This is a genomic window from Paenibacillus chitinolyticus NBRC 15660, assembly GCF_000739915.1.
Classification (GTDB): domain Bacteria; phylum Bacillota; class Bacilli; order Paenibacillales; family NBRC-103111; genus Paenibacillus_F; species Paenibacillus_F chitinolyticus.
Genome location: NZ_BBJT01000012.1, coordinates 94997 through 113012, shown reverse-complemented (window position 1 = coordinate 113012; position 18016 = coordinate 94997). Strand labels below are relative to the sequence as shown.

Sequence of the window (18016 nt, the reverse complement as noted above, 5' to 3'; positions counted from 1 at the left end):
GGTGACTCATGCTTAGGGGATTATACACGGCGGCATCCGGCTTGACCATGCAGCAGCGTAAACACGATACCGTGACGAACAACATTGCCAATCTCAATACACCGGGCTTCAAACAGGAAACCACTTCGGCGCGTTCCTTTCCGGAAGTTCTTATCTCGCGTATTCGCGGGGGAGAAGCCGGGGGCGGTACCGTGGTGAATGTGGGCAAAATGAATACGGGCGTATTTGCCGAGGAAACCGCCAGACTTATGGTGCAGGGTCCGCTTCAGCAAACGGGAAATCCGCTTGATTACGCGCTTGTTTCCGACATTCAGGTAAACGGCTTGAAGTTCGATAACGGCGGCAAGGCTGTAGGCCCGGACGGTACGGTCGTTTACCAGCCGGAAGCATTGTTTGTGGTCGAGAACCCGCAGGTTGCGGGAGAACGTCATTACACGCGTAACGGCAAATTCACGGTGGATGCGGAAGGTTTCGTTGCCAACGCGGACGGTTATCGTCTTGTGGCGGCTAACGGCCAGACGGTCCGTTACGATCCGGCCAATCCGCCCATTCCGCTCGTGATGAAAGTCCAGAATCCGAATGTGCTCCTTCCGGAAGGCAACGGGCTTTTCACGGTCGGCGCCAATGACGAGGGACAAGTTGTGGCGCTGGCGGCAGGTGACCAGGTTGAGGTCCGCAAGGGGTTCGTGGAACGCTCCAATGTGGACCCGACTCAAGCGATGGTCGATATGACGACGGCAGCCCGGGCTTATGAAGCCAACCAGAAGATGGTTCAGTTCTATGACCGCAGTATGGACAAGCTTGTCAATGACGTGGGCCGGGTATAAGAAGCGGCATGATACTATCCCTCTCAGGGAATGCTTTCGAAGAGGCTTTCTTTGGAAAGCTTGGAGGAGATCACGATGAACAACTCGATTATTAATGCATCGGTCACGATGCAGGGCTTGCAGCAGAAGCTGGACGTATTGGCTAATAATATGGCGAACGTCAATACCGTCGGTTACAAGAAGAAGGAAGCTAGTTTCGAGAATGTACTGACGAACACCATGAATCAACCGCAAGGTTTTATGAAAACCGGACGGATGACTTCTCTCGGGCTTCCACAAGGCTGGGGCGCCAAGCTGGTCGGCCTGCAGAATATTATGACGCAGGGAAGCCTGAAACCGACGGATGAGCCGTACGATCTGGCTATCGAAGGGGACGGTCTGTTCGAGGTGACCATTCCCGGTTCCAACACACCGGCTTGGACCCGCGACGGAGCTCTTAAGCTCAGCGCGTACAACAAAGTGGACCCGGCTACGGGCACTGTGACCAAAGCCATGGGGCTTGCGACCAAAGACGGCTACTTCGTGAAGGACACGGCCAGCAATCAGCCGATCGAGATCGCGATTGATCCGGCCGATCCGACCCTGCAGAACAGCCGCGTCCGTGTGGACGAACAGGGGCGGGTAGTGGTTTACAACGAAGCCAACCCGGCGAGTACGGGCAGACAAGTCGGCCAGATTAAACTGGTCAAAGTCATCAACCCGCAGCTGCTCGGCGAAGCCGACGGCAACTACTTCCGCCTTCCGGCGAACGTGGCGCAGAACAACGTTTTCGATGTTAATACGAACGGCGTTACAATCAAACAGGGCTTTCTGGAGCAGTCCAACGTGGATCTGCAGCAGGAAATGTCCGAACTTGTTATGGTTCAGCGTGCCTTCCAATTGAACTCAAGAGCAATCTCCTCGGCGGATACGATGATGGGGCTCGCTAACAACTTGCGCGGCTAATGCGTGAAGGAGGGGCGATTCTCGTGTCCATGGAAGAAGAGAGCAAGGAGACGGAAGCAGCATCATCTACGCAGGCTAAAGAACCGGGAACGGGCAAACCGGGAGGGGCTTCAAGATCCGCCGGGGCGCTTCGCGTCCTGAAGAAACTGCGCGTTCCGCTCATATTTTTGGGAGCCTTGATCGTCGGGCTTTGGATCGGGTATTCAGGAATCGGCGGTCAGCCGACTTTAGACATATTCAGAATCAGCACCTGGAAACATCTCTTCGATTTGGTGTTTGCAGACTGAGCGTGGGCTCCCGCAAGGGAGTTTTCTTTTTGCCCGGAGAAACGGTATAATGGAAACCAATGAAAATGAGAGGAATCGCGCCTGTTCCAGCTTTAGCCGTAGAAAGGGAGAGACGATTGAATTTACCGAATCTGCTTACCATAAGCCGTTTTTTTCTAATTCCCGTCTATCTGTACATTTTCTATGCAGGCTATACGAAACTGGCTTTTCTCGTTGTCGTCCTAGCGGGCATAACTGATATCGCAGACGGATATATCGCCCGCAAACGGAATCTGGTTACCCAGATGGGCATTATGCTCGATCCGCTTGCGGATAAATTGATGATGATTGCGGTCATCATCTCCCTGCTCAGCTCCGGGATGATTCCCTGGCTGGCCGCAGCGGCTTTTTTCATCCGGGATATCGGCATGATCGCAGGGTCGGCTTTTTTTCATTTCCGCGGCAAACAAACACTTCCGGCCAATGCCATGGGCAAGCTGACGACGGTCCTGTATTACCTGGCCGTCCTGCTTATCCTCTTCCACGTTCCTTACGCAACGGAATACCTGGCGGCCGTCATTTTGTTTTCTTTCGTCACCTCCATTATTTACGTGGCCCAGTTCAATTCGGTCAACCGTAAAACCAGGCGATTAAGTACGGAAGAGACAGGTCCGGTAAAAAAAGGGTCGTAAAGACCTTGTTCGAACCTTGAAAAATTGTTTATAAAGGATAGGGAAGCAAAAAAAGAGCATATTCCACGACCATTTCGGTGGCCGCAAAATACGCTCCCTTATATCAACCTTCACTTCTGCAGCGGTGAAGGGATAGGGCTAGTGTGAGTTCTTTCAAACCAAAATATACAAACGGAAAGCGTCGGAAGGAGCAAGATTGTAATGTTGGACAACAAGCAGATTCAGGAGATTATCCCGCACCGCTACCCCTTTTTGCTGGTAGATCGCATTTTGGAGGTAGAGGACGGCGTCCGTGCCGTGGGCCTCAAAAACGTAACGGCGAACGAACCCTTTTTCCAAGGACATTTTCCGGGTTATCCGGTTATGCCGGGCGTTCTTATCTTGGAGGCGCTCGCCCAGGTCGGAGCGTTTGCGATTTTGAATGTGGAAGCCAACCGCGGGAAAATCGGTCTGCTGGCCGGTGTGGACGGGTTCAGATTCCGCAGACAGGTAACTCCTGGTGACACGCTGACGCTGGAAGTGAAAATCACCCGCTTGAAGGGGACCATAGGCAAAGGCCAGGCGACCGCTAAAGTCGGAGAAGAGCTGGTAGCCGAAGGCGAAATCATGTTTGCCCTGGCAAACGCCTAAACGGATAAAAAAAGATCCTATCATTTTAATAAGGGGACGATGAACGATGACTCGTGTACAGAATCTTTATGAAAAATGGTTGCAGGACCCGTCTATTGACGAAGAAACGAAAAAAGAGCTTCAATCCATTGCAGGACAGGACAAAGAGATCGAAGACCGTTTCTATAAGGATCTTGAATTCGGAACCGGTGGTCTTCGCGGCGTAATCGGCGCGGGTACGAACCGGATGAACCTATATACGGTAGGAAAGGCTACGCAGGCACTTGCGGAATTCGCTTTGAAAAACGGGGGAGCCCATCCTTCCGTTGTGATTGCGTATGATTCGCGCCATCAGTCGCCGGAATTTGCTTTGGAGGCTGCGCTTGTCCTTGCGGGCAACGGAGTGAAGGCCTATGTGTTTGAGACGCTGCGACCGACTCCCGAGCTTTCCTTTGCGGTGCGCGAGCTGAAAGCTTCCGCCGGAATCGTTGTAACGGCCAGCCACAACCCTCCGGAATATAACGGGTATAAGGTATATGGCGCCGACGGGGGACAACTGGTGCCGCACGATGCCGAACAGGTGCTTGCGAACATCCAGAAAATCGAAGGATTTGACAGCGTCCGCAAAATCTCCCGCACCGAAGCCGAGGAGAAGGGTCTGCTGGAATGGTTGGGCGGAGAGATGGACGAGAAATACTACACGGCCGTTACATCCGTAAGTCAGCATCCCGATGTTATTAAGCAAACGAGCGGAGACTTCCGTATCGTATACACCCCGCTGCACGGTACGGGCAACAAACCGGTCCGCGAAGCCTTGAAGCGCATCGGTTTCGAGCAGGTGCGCGTCGTGAAGGAACAGGAGCAGCCGGACAGCAATTTTTCTACGGTCAAATCGCCTAACCCGGAAGAGCGGGAAGCTTTCACGCTGGCTCTGAGGGACGCCAAAGAGTGGGATGCCGATATCATCGTGGGGACGGACCCGGATGCCGACCGGATGGGCGCAGTTGTGAAAGATGATAAAGGCGAATATTTCGTGCTGACGGGAAACCAATCGGGCGCCATAATCGTCCATTATTTGTTGGGTTCGTTAAAAGAACGCGGGGAGCTGCCTTCTAACGGCGTCGTGATCAAGACCATCGTAACGAGCGAGATGGGAGCCGTTATCGCGGAAAGCTACGGGGCGAAAGTCCTGAACACCCTGACGGGATTTAAGTACATCGGGGAAAAAATGACCGAGTTCGAATCCACCGGGGAGCACCAATTCTTGTTCGGGTATGAAGAGAGTTACGGCTACCTGGCGGGAACCTATGCCCGGGATAAAGACGCGGTCGTAGCGGCCATGCTGATTTGTGAAGCGGCTGCTTACTACAAGAGTCAGGGTAAGACGCTTTACGACGTTCTGCAGGAGCTTTACCGTCAGCACGGCTTCTTCTTGGAGAAGCTGGAGTCCAAGACGTTAAAGGGCAAAGACGGCGTGGAGCAGATCGGCCGAATGATGGAAGACTGGAGAAACAACCCGCCGGCTTCCATTGAAGGCGTGGAAGTTGCGGAAGTAGAGGATTACAGCCGCGGCATTAACGGGCTGCCCAAAGAAAATGTATTGAAATTCAAGCTCAAAGACGGCTCCTGGTTCTGCCTCCGTCCTTCCGGAACGGAACCGAAGATCAAATTCTACTTTGCGGTAAAAGGAACGACCGGAGACGAGGCGGCAAATCAGCTGCAAGGTCTCGTGCGCTTCGTTCTGGACAGAGTAGAGCAGTAACAGCCGAACCTCTCCAAGGCCCCTGCATCCATACGGTGCCGGGGCTGAGAGGTTTTCAGGTACAAATGACGCATGATTCAAGAAACGGAGTTGAACAGATTGGTACACAGGTATACTGCGGCAAACCGAATGCTGCGCAAGCTTTTATGGTGGCTTGTCATTATTGGCCTTCTGGCTTCCCTGCCGCTTGCCTTCTTCCGCGAACAGACGGAGAAGTCCGCAAATCAAGTGGAGTTTGTGTTTGATTATCGTGACTTATTGGAGATGGCCGACGTGCGGCCGAATCCGCAAGGATTTGTATCGGAACAGCTTCAGGCGATGAAAAAAGCCGGCATCGGATCGCTTGCCGTGTACGAATCGACGCTTTCCGAATTAAGATTGAGCCGACGTATTGAAGTGTTTTCCTCCAAGGATGCGACTTCTCTTACTCAAAAGCCGATCTCGCCGAACGAAAATTTTACGTATATCCTGTTCACCGACCCGGCATCGGAGTCTCAGATCAAACCGATGATCGAGACAGCTTTTAACAAACTCGGTGTTAAGACAAGCCCATGGAGCTTCAAAAACCAGGCGGGCATGATTATCGAAATGAACATGGAAGAAGCCAATATGAAGCCGATGGACCCGGATCCTATTACACTTCAAATGATGAAGGATGAAGGCTTCCGTATCGTGGTACGTCTCGGCAACAAACGTGAATTCGTCACGAATGAGATGGATGCGCTGCTCGCGAAACTATACAAACTGGGTGCCCGTCGTATCATCATTGACGGTGATTATGCCCCGGGATACTCAGATGATCCTGAACAGGTCACTCTACACAAGATGGGAATCCTGCTCAAAAAGTACGATATGGGCCTAGCCAATATCGAGATGTTGAAACAACCGCAAAAAGGCTTCGGCTCTCTGGCCAAAGATACCGACTATAACGTCGTCCGCCTGCACTCCTTTACGGAGAAAGACGGAGAGAAACTGACGGAGAACCTGACCAAAGAGGATCAGGAAGCCCGTATTCAACAAACGGCGGACCGGTTTGTGCTGGCGGTTAAAGACCGGAATATCCGGATGCTCTTCCTTAACGGACGCGCCGTCAAGAATTTGGACAAGGCAGCGATTCTCACTCCGCTGGATAGCCTGTACGAGAGCTTGAACGGCAAAGACGGGGCGATCAAAAGGATCGAAGACGCCGGTTTCAAAGTGGGGCCTGCCAAGCAGTTCGACTACACGTACAACACTTATCAGAATGTTGCCCGGTTCTTTACACTGATCGGTGGTGTCAGCCTGATTGTTCTGTTGGTCGGCTACTTCATTCCCGAAGCCGTACTGGCTCTGTTTATCATCGGCCTGTTAGGAGCGGCAGGGTTGTTCTTTAAATCGCCGGATTTGTACGCGCAGGGACTTGCGCTCGCTTGTGCGATATCGGCGCCGAGCATCGCAGTAATCGAGGCGATCCGCTCCATTCAATCGGGCCGGGCAGCTAAGGCGAAATCAGCAGTTCTTTATGCTTTGGGCCTGCTGATTAAAACGACATTGATCTCTTTAATCGGAGTCGTTTACCTGGTTGGTTTGCTCAACCATATTTCGTACTTCCTGGTACTCCAGCAGTTCCGGGGTGTCAGCCTTCTGCACCTTCTGCCAATCGCTCTTGTCGGTCTCTACCTGCTGTTCTTCCGGGAAACCTTAAACTATCGGGAACGCGGAGAGCGGGTAAAGAAGCTTCTTTCCACTAACATTAGCGTGCTTTGGATAATTGCTGCAGCCGCAGCGGCCGGAGTGATCTACTACTACCTGTCGCGTACGGGTAATGAAGGTCAAACTTCAGCGATTGAGCGTTATCTCCGCTCCTTCTTGGAAAATACGCTGGGCGTTCGCCCGCGGAATAAAGAATTTATGTTGGCACACCCGCTCTTCCTGCTTGGAGCTTATCTGTCGGTCAAATACCGGAATGCCGTTTATTTGCTGCTGATCGGTGTGGTCGGACAGTTGTCCATCGTGGATACATTCGCGCATTTGCACACGCCGCTTGAGATCTCGGGCATCCGGATTACGTACGGAATCGTATTCGGCGCCATGATCGGACTCGTGCTGATCGCCGTCTGGGAAATTGCATCGAGGAGTTGGAAAGCATGGGTCGCGAAATCGCGCACAAGAGTAAACGGTTAGTCGTTTCGGGCTATTACGGTTTTGACAACAGCGGGGACGAGGCCGTTCTGCAATCGATTCTTTTTGCGCTAAAAGAACAAGGGGAGGCGGCAGGCATCAGCATCGAGCCTGTCGTTCTATCCGCGAATCCCGAGCGTACACGGGAGATGTACGGAGTCGAGGCCTGCCATAGGATGAAGGTGCCGGATTTGTTCCGGGCGATCAAATCGTCCGACGGACTGATCAGCGGCGGCGGAAGTCTGCTGCAGGACGCGACCAGCTCCCGCACCATTCCTTACTATCTGCTGGTCCTTAAGCTGGCCCAGTGGATGCGCAAACCGACCTTTATTTATTCGCAGGGGATCGGTCCGGTGAACAATCCGCGCTTCTTTTCCTGGATCCGATCCACTTTCAAAAAATGCGCCATGATCACGGTCCGCGACCAAGAATCCGCGGATCTCATCGGGCGCATGGGCGTACCGGCCTCTTCGGTCAGCGTGGTGCCGGACCCGGTTATGGGGCTCCCGCTGCGCGGGGAGGCAGCCTCCGGCAAAGCCGGAGCCGCCGATGCGAGCGGCGAAACCGGCCGCGTTCCCGTCGTGGGCGTATCCGTCCGCTTCTGGAACGCGGACCGCTCCGAGCTCGGCGCGCTCGCCGAGGCACTGCGCGCCGTGATGGACAGCCGCCGCATTGAGGTGCGGCTTCTGCCGTTCCATCTCCCTTCGGATGAGGAGGCTTCCGCCTATGTGGCGGAGCGTCTCTCTCCCGCGGGAGAAGGCGGCGACGTCCGCATCGTGCGCGGCGTCACTCATCCGCAGGACATGCTCGCCGAGGTGAGCGCCTGCGATGTGCTCGTCGGCATGAGGTTGCATTCGCTGATCTACGCCGCCTCGCAGTTCGTGCCCATGGTCGGCGTGTCCTACGACCCGAAGATCGACCAATTCCTCGCCCGGCTCGGAATGAAGGCCGCGGCATCGACGCAGAGCTTCGACGCCGCGGCGGTAGCCGCCGAAATCGGGCGGCTGCTGGACGGCCGCCGCGAGTGGGCGGACGGCAAGAAAGCCGCCATCGACCGGCTCAAAAAAGAGGCTCAACTGCCGGCGCAACAAATCATGCAATTTTACCGTTAAGAGGGATGAAGACCAATGACTGCTAATGCAAACGCAAGCGTGCCGATTGTCCGGATCTACGGCGTTCCCGTTTCGAAAATGAACATGAAGGATACCGTCGCCTATTTGACGGGGGCGATCGAGTCCCGCATTCCGCATCAGATCATAACCGCCAATCCGATTATGATCATGTCGGCTCTCGAGGACCCGGCCTATATGGAGATGATGCGCAGAGTGGAGCTGATTGTTCCGGACGGCGCCGGCCTGGTTTGGGCCGCCGGCTATGTCGGACAGCCTGTCGCCGAACGCGTTCCGGGCATCGACCTCATCCATGAGCTGATGAGAACCGGAGAGTCGCGCAGATGGAAAGTTTACTTGTTGGGCACGACTCCGGATACAATCCAGGCGGCTGCGGCTAAACTGGCGCGCGATTACCCTCTCATTGATATCGTCGGTTTCAGGGACGGTTATTTCGGAGAAGCGGAAGACCGGCAGGTTGTGGACAGCATTCGGCAGCTGGAGCCGGACATTCTTCTCGTCGGCCGTTCTTCTTCGACGCAGGAACCTTGGATTTCGAAATATAAGCGGGACCTGGACGTTCCTGTTATAATGGGCGTAGGTGGAAGCTTTGACGTTTTGGCCGGCAAGCTGAAGCGCGCACCCAAGATTTTTCAAAAGCTTAAGCTGGAGTGGTTTTACCGCCTGCTTCAGGAGCCGTCCCGTTTCGGGCGCATGCTGGCTCTGCCCAAATTTGCGTGGAAAGTGATTCGCGACAAACAAAATGTGTTAAAAACCGATGAAAACCATTGAAAATTGGCGTGTCCGTCTGTTTGGGTGTAAAATAGGACTGGTAATGTTTATAAAGTAGCAGTATAATTTTGTCGGCAGTACAAGTTACTTGCGACAAGAGGGGTTGAAAAACCGATTATGTATGGATTATATGTGCTGGGCTTTGTTGTATCCTGCCTGTTTGCACTGTTGTTGACCCCGTTGGTCAAACGTTTTGCCTTCTGGGTAGGCGCCATTGATAAACCGAATCACCGTAAGGTACATACGAGAATCATGGCGCGTATGGGTGGAGTAGCGATTTTCTTGGCTTTTGTCGGAGCATACTTTGTCATCTCGCCGGCCTTGTCCGATGTTAACGGAAACGCGGCGCTGGCATTGGTGCTCGGAGGATTTGTTATTGTACTCACCGGCGCTTTGGATGACCGTTTCGAGCTTTCTCCCAGATGGAAGCTTCTCGGGCAGTTCGTTGCGGCCTGTATCGTAGTGGCATGCGGGCTTAAGATTAATGAATTCAACGTCCCGTTCGGAGGACATTTCTCCCTGCCCGATTACGTGAGCATGCCTCTGACCGTTCTCTGGATCGTCGGGGTTTCCAACGCGGTGAACTTGATCGACGGTTTGGATGGTCTGTCCGCCGGTGTATCCGGAATCGGTACGGGTACCATTTTGGTTCTTGCGCTGCTGACACCGTTCAGCGATGCTTTTACCGTAATCTTGCTTTGTACGATACTTCTTGGAAGCATTTCCGGATTTCTGTTCTACAACTTTCATCCGGCCAAGATTTTTATGGGAGATTCGGGAGCCTTGTTCCTCGGTTTTGCCTTGGCTACACTTTCGATACTCGGGTTCAAAGTATCCGTCGTTCTCTCCTTGCTGACACCTATCATGATTCTGGGTGTTCCGTTGTCCGATACATTCTTTGCGATCATGAGACGTTTTCTCAATAAGAAACCGATCTCGGAAGCGGATAAGAACCATCTGCATCACTGCCTGCTTCAGCTGGGTTTCAGCCACCGCACTACGGTGCTGATTATTTACGGAATTGCGGCCATGTTCGGCGCGGTAGCTGTCATTTTGAATAACTACACGGATTCCGCCTGGTTGACGGTATTGATCGTTGTCATTCTTCTCTTTGTGCTTGTAGTCGGCGCTGAAGCGATCGGCATCATCAGCAGCAGTCAGAAGCCGGTCATCCGCTTTCTCCAGAAGCTGTTCGTTAAGCCTTCCGTGAACAGCCGTTTACCCAAATAACGACACGTATTTCGGCAATCGTTTTACTGAACTTATAAAATAAATACCTAACCATTCCATCCGTGGAATGGTTTTTTTGTGCCTTTTTTATTCCAGAAAATGAGAAATGGCTAAACATTTCGGCGATACGGGCCGATATTTAAAATACAACTGTTTAAAGGACACCACAATTAGCTTCGCCTAAGATCGGAAGGGGGCCCGCAGGCAGCAAGATCATACGTTCCATTTGTAGATTTCATCCATTTATATAAGGAGGAGTTTAGTTTTGAAAAAGCATACCCGTAAATGGTTCAGCGTTCTCGTGCTCTTTTCGATGCTGATTAGCCTGCTTCCGCCTCTTACGGCTTACGCGGCTTCCACCATTTCCATCACAAACATGTACAACCAGACCGTAAACTTCGGTACGGACAAGGAAGCACCACAGGATTACAACAACGTAACACGCGTAACACGCAATCCGTTCACTCTGAAGGCGAGCATTTCCAACATCAGCGACTCGCAAATCAGCTCGATCTACTATGAGATCATGAATGTGAATACTAAGCAGGTTACGGTGGAGAAATCCCACAAACCTACACAAACGGGCGCGAACGAGATTACATTCTCGAACATCACGCTGTCTGAAGGCTTAAACCGCATTATCGTTAAAATGGGAGACACCAACATGTTGTCTTCCGCACCGGGCTGGATTTACTACACCCCGACGACCAACCTGACCGATTTTACGGTAAATAACGCCGGTCTGGTGGACGGCAAGATTTATCCGGTTGACCGCGGCAACATCAAGCTGGGTGTTACAGCTGTCGATATTAAAGCCAAAGCTTCCAACGCGAATGAAGTAAAAGCTTATGAAACCGGGAGTACGGTTCCTAAAATCGGTATTTTGAACCGGACCGAAGGCATGGTTTATTTCCGTGGGGGAGATGCCGCTGCAGGCTGCGGTTCCACGGGTGAGATTTGTTTGAAAGCCGGGGATAACCGGATTGTTTTCGATTCCAGCAATGACTCGAACTCCTACCAGACGGAAAAACGGTTCGTGTACGACAACGGCCAGCCGTTTGCTTTCGGGGTTGAGATGGGCGTTACCAGCGCAGGTACTACGCAGTCTCTGCTGGACAAGCCTAACTTCGATGTAAAAGAACTGACGCTTAAAACAAGCCTTAAAGTTGACTATGATTCAAACGGCGCTCTGCGTCAGAATCGTGTTGACGTTCTGATCAACGGACAGCAGGTGGCCGCAGGCCTTGACCTGAACACGCCAAGCAGCTCCGTAGGGGGCGCAGTCAAGAAATTTACTACAAACTCCACGTTCACGCGTGCCAATGAATATGCGGCTTATGATCTAGTTCTGGATCTGAACGTTGCCGGTCTGACCGATTGGACAGCGGCGCGTAATCCGCAAACGATTCAATTTATTTTCAAGGATGCAACAGGTTCGGCAGGACAAGGTGAGTCTTCTTATACCTTTAACTACACCAATCCGAATGAAGCCGGCATTCTCGATGTTTCGATGGTAACGGGCAAAGACGCTGCTACGAACACGAACATTTACACTTCCTTGACTGAGTCGGCAACGACTGAAATTAATGAACTGCCGGTAGAAATGAAGATCAAGGCAAACGGACACACGGCTAAGATTAAAGTCTTCCTGGACGGCAAAGAAATCGCAGAGGTTGGCAATCCGTCCAATAATGAATTTATCTACAAACTGGAGAACATCACGGACGGTCAAAAAAACATCAAGTTTGTTCCGGTTGATGCTTCCGGCACGCTAGTTGAGAACGGAAGCCGTCAGTATACGATCCAAATTAACAACGCACCGTATATTATCGCGAACCAAATCGCAAGCCCGGGCAACACGGGCATCACGCTCCGTGACGTTAAACAACTGACTTGCGGATCCGATGTCGCTTGTCTTTCGGGTAAAGCAGTTAACTACCTGCCAACAGGCGCCGGTAACAAAGTCGAGCTTTATGTCAACGACAAAATGATCGAACTTCAAGCGAGTGACTTTGACGCCAACCGTCAATTTAAGTTTGATCTGGCCAGACTGGGAACGAAATATGGCATTACGCCTGCCCAACTGTTCAGCGAAGGCGCTAACCAGATCAAGTTCTTTATGTACGTAAACAACTCCCTGATCAGCAAGGCGATTTATAACGTAAACCTGATTACGGCCGAGGCGCCGGAAATCGTTCTTTTCGTACCGAATGAAGATTCGGTCGGCAAGAGCAAGTACCCGAAAGCTCAAAAGCCGGACATGTATGCAACGAATGAACGTACCGTTCAATTGAACGGAAAATTCTTTAACACAACTAACGCAGGTAACGTTACGGTTTCCCTGAACGTGTACTCCAAAGATAAAGACGGCAATCCGCGCGCCGATTATCACGTGTGGAACAACGTTTCGGGCTCCAGCACGAACGTAAGCGGAGGATTCTTCACCGGTATGCCTAGCTCCGGCGTTGAATTCAGAACGAATGCCATTAAGCTTCCTGAAAAAGGCGAAATGACGTTCCAGTTCACCGTTACGAACCAGGCTAACATGAGTGTTTCCAAAACGGTTACCATTGCACGCGAACCACTTCCGTATGTCGTGAAAAAACCGGTACTTATCGAGAACGAAAAGCATGAGTACCAAGCGAACATCAACAGCAATTTCTACACCATTGTGATCGATGCCGAGAAAGCGGACAGCGTTACTTTCGGTAAAGAGACGGCGAGCAAGCAAACCTTGAACGAAAACGGCCTCGATGTTGATCGTTTCTCTTATGAAGTGAGAGATCTCAAGGCAGGCAAAAACACGATCAAGTTCACGGTCAACCGTGGAACTTCGAAAACAAATGGTACTATCGTGCTGTATAACACAAATACGCCGGTTGTCGGAGCGGAATATCTGGACAATATGACCAGCAACTTCAACGTATTTAACGGTGACGTTAAACTGAAGTTCGACAAAGACACCAAACTTATGCGCTTTAAACCGACTTTCGATAACAATCAGTACATTACTGCCGACCGTAAAGTGTACTTCGGTATTGCAGATACCGTTGACGGCCGTGTAGACAAGATCAACAATCCGTTCAGCAGCGACTATGCCAAGTCTCTACTTGCCAGAAAAGGCAAGGGCGATAACTTTAGCGCAGCGAGCAAATTGTTCTATATCGATTCGGGTACAATTCCCGAGAAAACAAACGGACAATCCACAGAAGATTATCTGCAAAACGCTCTCCGAGGAAGAGGGATGGAACCGTTTGATCTCAAAAACAACTTCTACACCCGTTCCGTTGATCAAACTGTAGTTCCTACCAAACGCGGTACGCTGACTCTTAAATTTGACCAAGCTATCCGTGATGACGCAGGTAAGTATATTTCCGTCTTCTTCTTTGATACGTACGAACAGTACAACACATTGACAGGACGCGGTTGGGTTAATCTTGGCGGCGTTGTAGATGTGAAGAGTAACACAGTCACGGTTCCGTTCGAGAAATTCGGTTACTATCAAGTTATGTACATGGATAAAGGCTTCGATGATGTAACGGGCCATCCGTGGGCTAGAAACGAACTGGAAACCTTGTTCTCCAAGGGAATCATGAACAGCAAAACGAACTATTCATTCAGCCCGAATGAACCGATTTCCCGTGGCGAATTCGCTACCATGCTCGTTCGCATTTTCGATCTTCCTTTAAATTACAGCGGCACACCAACCTTTATCGACGTATTTAAGGTTGAAAATCTGTACGGATTGTATGACTTCAAGTACATCGAGACAGCTGCAAGAGCAGGTATCGTCAGAGGTACTGCCGGCAACCGCTTTAGTCCGGACAGCTCGCTTACACGTCAGGATGCGTCCGTGATGATTGCCCGTGCGGCAGATTTGAAATTGGGTACCGACAACAAAAAGATTCTTGCAGGGCTGCAAAAAACATTTACCGACGCGAATACGATCGATTATTATGCCCAACCGGCCGTAGAGGCCGTTGTAAAGGCTAAACTGATTGAAGGCAAGCCTAACGTTCTTCTTGAAGGCCAGAAGAAAGAAACGGTCCGTTTCGATCCGCTGGAAACCTTCACGAGAGCCGAGGCGGCTATTGTTGCGATTCGTGTCATGAAGCAGCAAGGCAAGCTGAAGTAAGCTGATAAAAAGAAAAGACACGGCAGCCGATTGCTGTCGTGTCTTCTCTTAAATCAAGACAATCCTTTTCAAAGTCTTCAAAATTGGACATCCCTATTTATCCCAAGCTATAATACATAAGGGTAATAAAAAAGTTACAAAAAGATTTCAAAAAAAAATAAAAAAAATCGCAACAGCCGCAACTTTTTTCGAAACCGCTCGTTTAATACATTGGAAGAGCAAGAGAGCTCCCAAAACGCAAGGTTTTCTGGAATCATTTCTCAAAATTCTTCTTTACGTAGCAATAACGCCCATGTATAATATTTAAAGTGGTGTTAGATGTCTACATATCTATTAGTTTCGTTACTAGATTCTATGTGGTCTTTTAGGCTGCAGATGAATTAGTTATACATTTAGGCTCAACCACTCTGGAAAGGGGGTGAATCATTCAATGAGTAATATGAGCTCTAGAATTCCTAATCACTCTCAAAACCCGAAAGATATTCAAGGAGGAGACAAAAAGGTTATGAAAAAAAGTTTATCCGTAATTCTTTCCACAGCTATGGCATTGTCCGTATTTTCTTCCGTAGCATTCGCAGCTAAGGCTGATGATTTCTCTGATCTTAAAGATCTGGACGCGGCTACAAAAGCCAAGTTCGATTCCATGATTCAAGCAGGCATCTTTGACGGTGTTGAAGAAGGCCGCTTCGGTCTGAACGACAAAATGAACCGCGCCCAATTCGCTAAAGTAGCAGCTCTGATTTTCGAACTGAAATCTTCCGCTACTACTTCCAGCTTCGAAGACGTTAAATCCAGCGACCCTGCTAACGGTTACGCTCTTCCTTACATCGAAGCTCTCCGTGTTGCCGGCATTACTGACGGTAAAGCAGAAGGCAAATACGTTCCAGCTGGCGATGTAACTAAAGAAGAACTTGCTACATTCCTGATCCGTGGTCTTGGTAAAGAGTCCGAAGCTAAAGCTAAGCCAGGCGTTTCCGATAAAACAGTTTCCGACTGGGCTAAAGGTTATGTTCAACTGGCACAAGAACTGAAATTGTTCGAAGCTCCAGCTGGCCAACCTTTCAACGGTACTGCAGCTGCTACGCGCGACCTGCTCGTAACTTCCGCTTACCAAGCACAACAAGTCAACAACGCTAGCAAAAAGCTTTCCGTTTCCGAAGCTAAAGCTACTGGCGTTAAAACTGTAACGGTTAAATTCAACCGTGAAGTTGATACTGCTAAAGCATCCCTTGCTCTGAAAAAAGGTACTGCTTCCGTAGCAACTGACGTTAAATGGGCAGACGATAAGAAATCTGCTGTACTTACACTGACTAACAGCAAACTGAGCGCTGGTGCTTACTCCGTAACACTGAGCGGTCTGGCAGCTGAAACAGTTGACAAAGCCGTAGCAGAATTCTCCGCTGAAGACGAGAAGCTGACTAAAATCGAGTTCTTGAACCCTAGCGACACCATCGCTTACAGCAAGAACGTAATGATTAAACTGGCTGCTACGAACCAATACGGTGAAGCTGCTTCCCTGTCTGCTGGTGCGTACACTGTATATGCCGGCAACAACAACGATGTACTGAAAAGAATCACTAAAGCAGAAGACGGTACTCTTCGTTTGATTCTTGATACAGCTACAGGTGATAACTACAAGCAAGGCTACGGCATTGTTTCCGTTAACATCATTGAGAACGATTCCCGTGTTAGCGTAAATAAGACGTTTAAAATTGGTACGCAGCCAATCATCACGAAGAGTGAACTGGGCACAGTGAAATACTCCACTGGTGACGCTCTTTCCGGTAAAGGTCAACAAGCAACAGTTGAATTGCTTCGTTACGACCAATACGGCAACCTGGTAGCTGCCGATGATTCCGAAGATTATGACAAAACAATTACTCGGTTCTTCTCTGAATATGAGAAAAACCTGAAAACTGAAGTTGTAAAATCCGGAAATGACGGCATTCTGACCGTTAAGGTATCTTTGCTTGATAACGTAGCAAAATCCGGCACTTATACACTGAATGTTCAAACTCAAGCTTCCTTCTCTACTGTTAAAATCAACGTTAAATCTTCGAAAGTAGCTACGAAGGTTAAACTGGGAGATGTTAAAAAAGAAATCTCCGCAGGTGACGACGAAGCAATTATCGATCTGGCTGCATTTGACAGTGAAGGCAACCAACTGAGTGCTGATGATATCGTTAACAGCCTGAAAACAAACCAAGGCAACGATAACACTGTGAACCTTTCGACTTCGAACGGTAAGATTGAAATCGTTCAAAGCGGTGAAAACAAAGGTAAACTGCGCATCACTGATATGACTGCAACTGATAAGAGCATTATCAGCGTAAGCATTGTGTTGACTTCCCCAGGTCTGAACTCGTTCGACACAAAAACTTACAACGTTAAAGGCGCTCGTGTAGCAAGCACGCTTAAGCTGACTAACGATCCAGCTAAGAAAGCTCTGCCAGGTGCAAAAGCTGATATCGAGCTGAACGTACTTGACCAATTTGATTCCAAGCTTGACAAAGCGGTTACTGGTGATGTGTATGTTCAAGTATCCTTCACTGGTAGTGCAGGACTTACACTCGTAGAGGATGACCAAAGTACAGCTATCACTACAGCTAAGTACACCGGAGAAGGGCTGAAAACCTTTAATAAAGGTTTCGACGTTAAAGTTGCAGCGGATGTAGTTAACGCTAGCAACGACCTCTCTGGTACGTTCAAAGCTGAGCTTGTTAACACTAAAGGTAATGTACTTGCAAGCATTACTAGAGATGTTAAAGTGATTGATAATAAAGCAGATCTTTCTTACACGGTAACTCCTGTATCTGATCTCTATGCAGCAGCTGATAAGCTGAAAGATGATCAAGCAAATATTCAGAAGAGTGCCCTTCGTAAAAAAGTTAAAATTACAGCTAAAGACAATGCTGGTGATCTTGTAGCATTGCCTGATGGCGTAATTACTTCCATCGCAACTTATAACGATTCCATTGTTAAAGCATCTTTGCAACTGGATGCTAATGGAGACCCTGTACCAAACGCTGCACCTTATGTTCTTGGTAATAAAGTTGGATCTGCAACTGTAGCTGTTGGTTATAAAACAGCTAAAGGCGAGCAAAAAACAGCTTCCGTCTCCATCAACGTTAAAGACGAAGCCGTTCAAGTTGCTAAAGTTGTAGGTGAAAATGACAAAGCAGATTACACTGGTGCAGAAAATGCTCAAACGCTTCTTGATCTGACTGTAACTGATAACTATGGTGTTGAGTATGGCAAAGCTGTAATTGCTGATAACAACAACGTCTTAGGTGTTATCTATACTGCAACAGATGTACAAGGTACCGGTTCTGTGACAATCTCCAGCAAAGGTGTAATCACAGTTAATGGATCTGTTAAGAGCTTCACACTGCAAGCTATTGCTAACGGAAAATCCGATTCTGCTGTAATCACAGTTAAGTAATCAAATTTCCATTAGTAAAATAAAGGGGACCCAATAGGGTCTCCTTT

12 protein-coding genes are annotated in these 18016 nt (G+C 49.7%); all 12 read left to right on the top strand.

Annotated features, from left to right (window positions below):
* Positions 1 to 8 precede the first annotated feature (8 nt).
* On the top strand, positions 9 to 827 hold the full coding sequence (locus PCH01S_RS23865) for a flagellar hook-basal body protein (protein ID WP_042233838.1): 819 nt from the start codon (positions 9 to 11) through the stop codon (positions 825 to 827).
* Between the two features lie 75 nt (positions 828 to 902).
* Entirely contained in the window at positions 903 to 1772 is an 870-nt protein-coding gene (locus PCH01S_RS23860) for a flagellar hook-basal body protein (RefSeq protein ID WP_042234000.1), read from the top strand.
* A gap of 29 nt (positions 1773 to 1801) precedes the next feature.
* Positions 1802 to 2059 carry a DNA-directed RNA polymerase subunit beta gene (locus PCH01S_RS23855; RefSeq protein ID WP_241688876.1) on the top strand — a complete coding sequence of 86 codons (258 nt, stop codon included), beginning with the start codon at positions 1802 to 1804 and terminating at the stop codon, positions 2057 to 2059.
* A 116-nt stretch (positions 2060 to 2175) separates the two neighbouring features.
* The gene (locus PCH01S_RS23850; protein ID WP_042233833.1) at positions 2176 to 2730 is read left to right on the top strand and encodes a CDP-alcohol phosphatidyltransferase family protein; all 555 of its coding nucleotides are present in this window, start codon (positions 2176 to 2178) and stop codon (positions 2728 to 2730) included.
* A gap of 201 nt (positions 2731 to 2931) precedes the next feature.
* Positions 2932 to 3360 carry a 3-hydroxyacyl-ACP dehydratase FabZ gene (fabZ, locus tag PCH01S_RS23845; RefSeq protein WP_009677001.1) on the top strand — a complete coding sequence of 143 codons (429 nt, stop codon included), beginning with the start codon at positions 2932 to 2934 and terminating at the stop codon, positions 3358 to 3360.
* 46 nt (positions 3361 to 3406) lie between these two features.
* On the top strand, positions 3407 to 5101 hold the full coding sequence (locus tag PCH01S_RS23840) for a phospho-sugar mutase (RefSeq protein WP_042233832.1): 1695 nt from the start codon (positions 3407 to 3409) through the stop codon (positions 5099 to 5101).
* Positions 5102 to 5200: 99 nt separating this feature from the next.
* Positions 5201 to 7264, top strand: a complete 2064-nt coding sequence (locus PCH01S_RS23835; RefSeq protein WP_322786836.1) for a DUF5693 family protein — start codon at positions 5201 to 5203, stop codon at positions 7262 to 7264.
* A complete protein-coding gene (gene csaB / locus PCH01S_RS23830) occupies positions 7228 to 8373 on the top strand; it encodes a polysaccharide pyruvyl transferase CsaB (RefSeq protein WP_042233827.1) in 1146 nt (381 codons plus the stop codon). The genes PCH01S_RS23835 and csaB overlap by 37 nt, the downstream gene beginning before the upstream one ends.
* Positions 8374 to 8388: 15 nt before the next feature.
* Positions 8389 to 9162 carry a WecB/TagA/CpsF family glycosyltransferase gene (locus PCH01S_RS23825; RefSeq protein WP_042233826.1) on the top strand — a complete coding sequence of 258 codons (774 nt, stop codon included), beginning with the start codon at positions 8389 to 8391 and terminating at the stop codon, positions 9160 to 9162.
* Between the two features lie 117 nt (positions 9163 to 9279).
* Positions 9280 to 10392, top strand: coding sequence for a glycosyltransferase family 4 protein (locus tag PCH01S_RS23820; RefSeq protein WP_042233824.1), 1113 nt, complete (start codon positions 9280 to 9282; stop codon positions 10390 to 10392).
* A gap of 265 nt (positions 10393 to 10657) precedes the next feature.
* Positions 10658 to 14527: an S-layer homology domain-containing protein gene (locus PCH01S_RS23815; RefSeq protein WP_042233823.1), complete on the top strand. Its 3870-nt coding sequence runs from the start codon at positions 10658 to 10660 to the stop codon at positions 14525 to 14527.
* A 430-nt stretch (positions 14528 to 14957) separates the two neighbouring features.
* On the top strand, positions 14958 to 17969 hold the full coding sequence (locus tag PCH01S_RS23810; RefSeq protein ID WP_042233821.1) for an S-layer homology domain-containing protein: 3012 nt from the start codon (positions 14958 to 14960) through the stop codon (positions 17967 to 17969).
* Positions 17970 to 18016: the final 47 nt, after the last annotated feature.

Excerpts from the sequence above, each read along its gene's own strand:
- PCH01S_RS23840 (WP_042233832.1), top strand. The coding sequence starts at position 3,407 with ATGACTCGTGTACAGAATCTTTATGAAAAATGGTTGCAGGACCCGTCT.
- PCH01S_RS23865 (WP_042233838.1), top strand. The coding sequence starts at position 9 with ATGCTTAGGGGATTATACACGGCGGCATCCGGCTTGACCATGCAGCAG.
- PCH01S_RS23855 (WP_241688876.1), top strand. The coding sequence starts at position 1,802 with ATGGAAGAAGAGAGCAAGGAGACGGAAGCAGCATCATCTACGCAGGCT.
- PCH01S_RS23810 (WP_042233821.1), top strand. The coding sequence starts at position 14,958 with ATGAGTAATATGAGCTCTAGAATTCCTAATCACTCTCAAAACCCGAAA.
- fabZ (WP_009677001.1), top strand. The coding sequence starts at position 2,932 with ATGTTGGACAACAAGCAGATTCAGGAGATTATCCCGCACCGCTACCCC.
- PCH01S_RS23825 (WP_042233826.1), top strand. The coding sequence starts at position 8,389 with ATGACTGCTAATGCAAACGCAAGCGTGCCGATTGTCCGGATCTACGGC.
- csaB (WP_042233827.1), top strand. The coding sequence starts at position 7,228 with ATGGGTCGCGAAATCGCGCACAAGAGTAAACGGTTAGTCGTTTCGGGC.
- PCH01S_RS23860 (WP_042234000.1), top strand. The coding sequence starts at position 903 with ATGAACAACTCGATTATTAATGCATCGGTCACGATGCAGGGCTTGCAG.
- PCH01S_RS23820 (WP_042233824.1), top strand. The coding sequence starts at position 9,280 with ATGTATGGATTATATGTGCTGGGCTTTGTTGTATCCTGCCTGTTTGCA.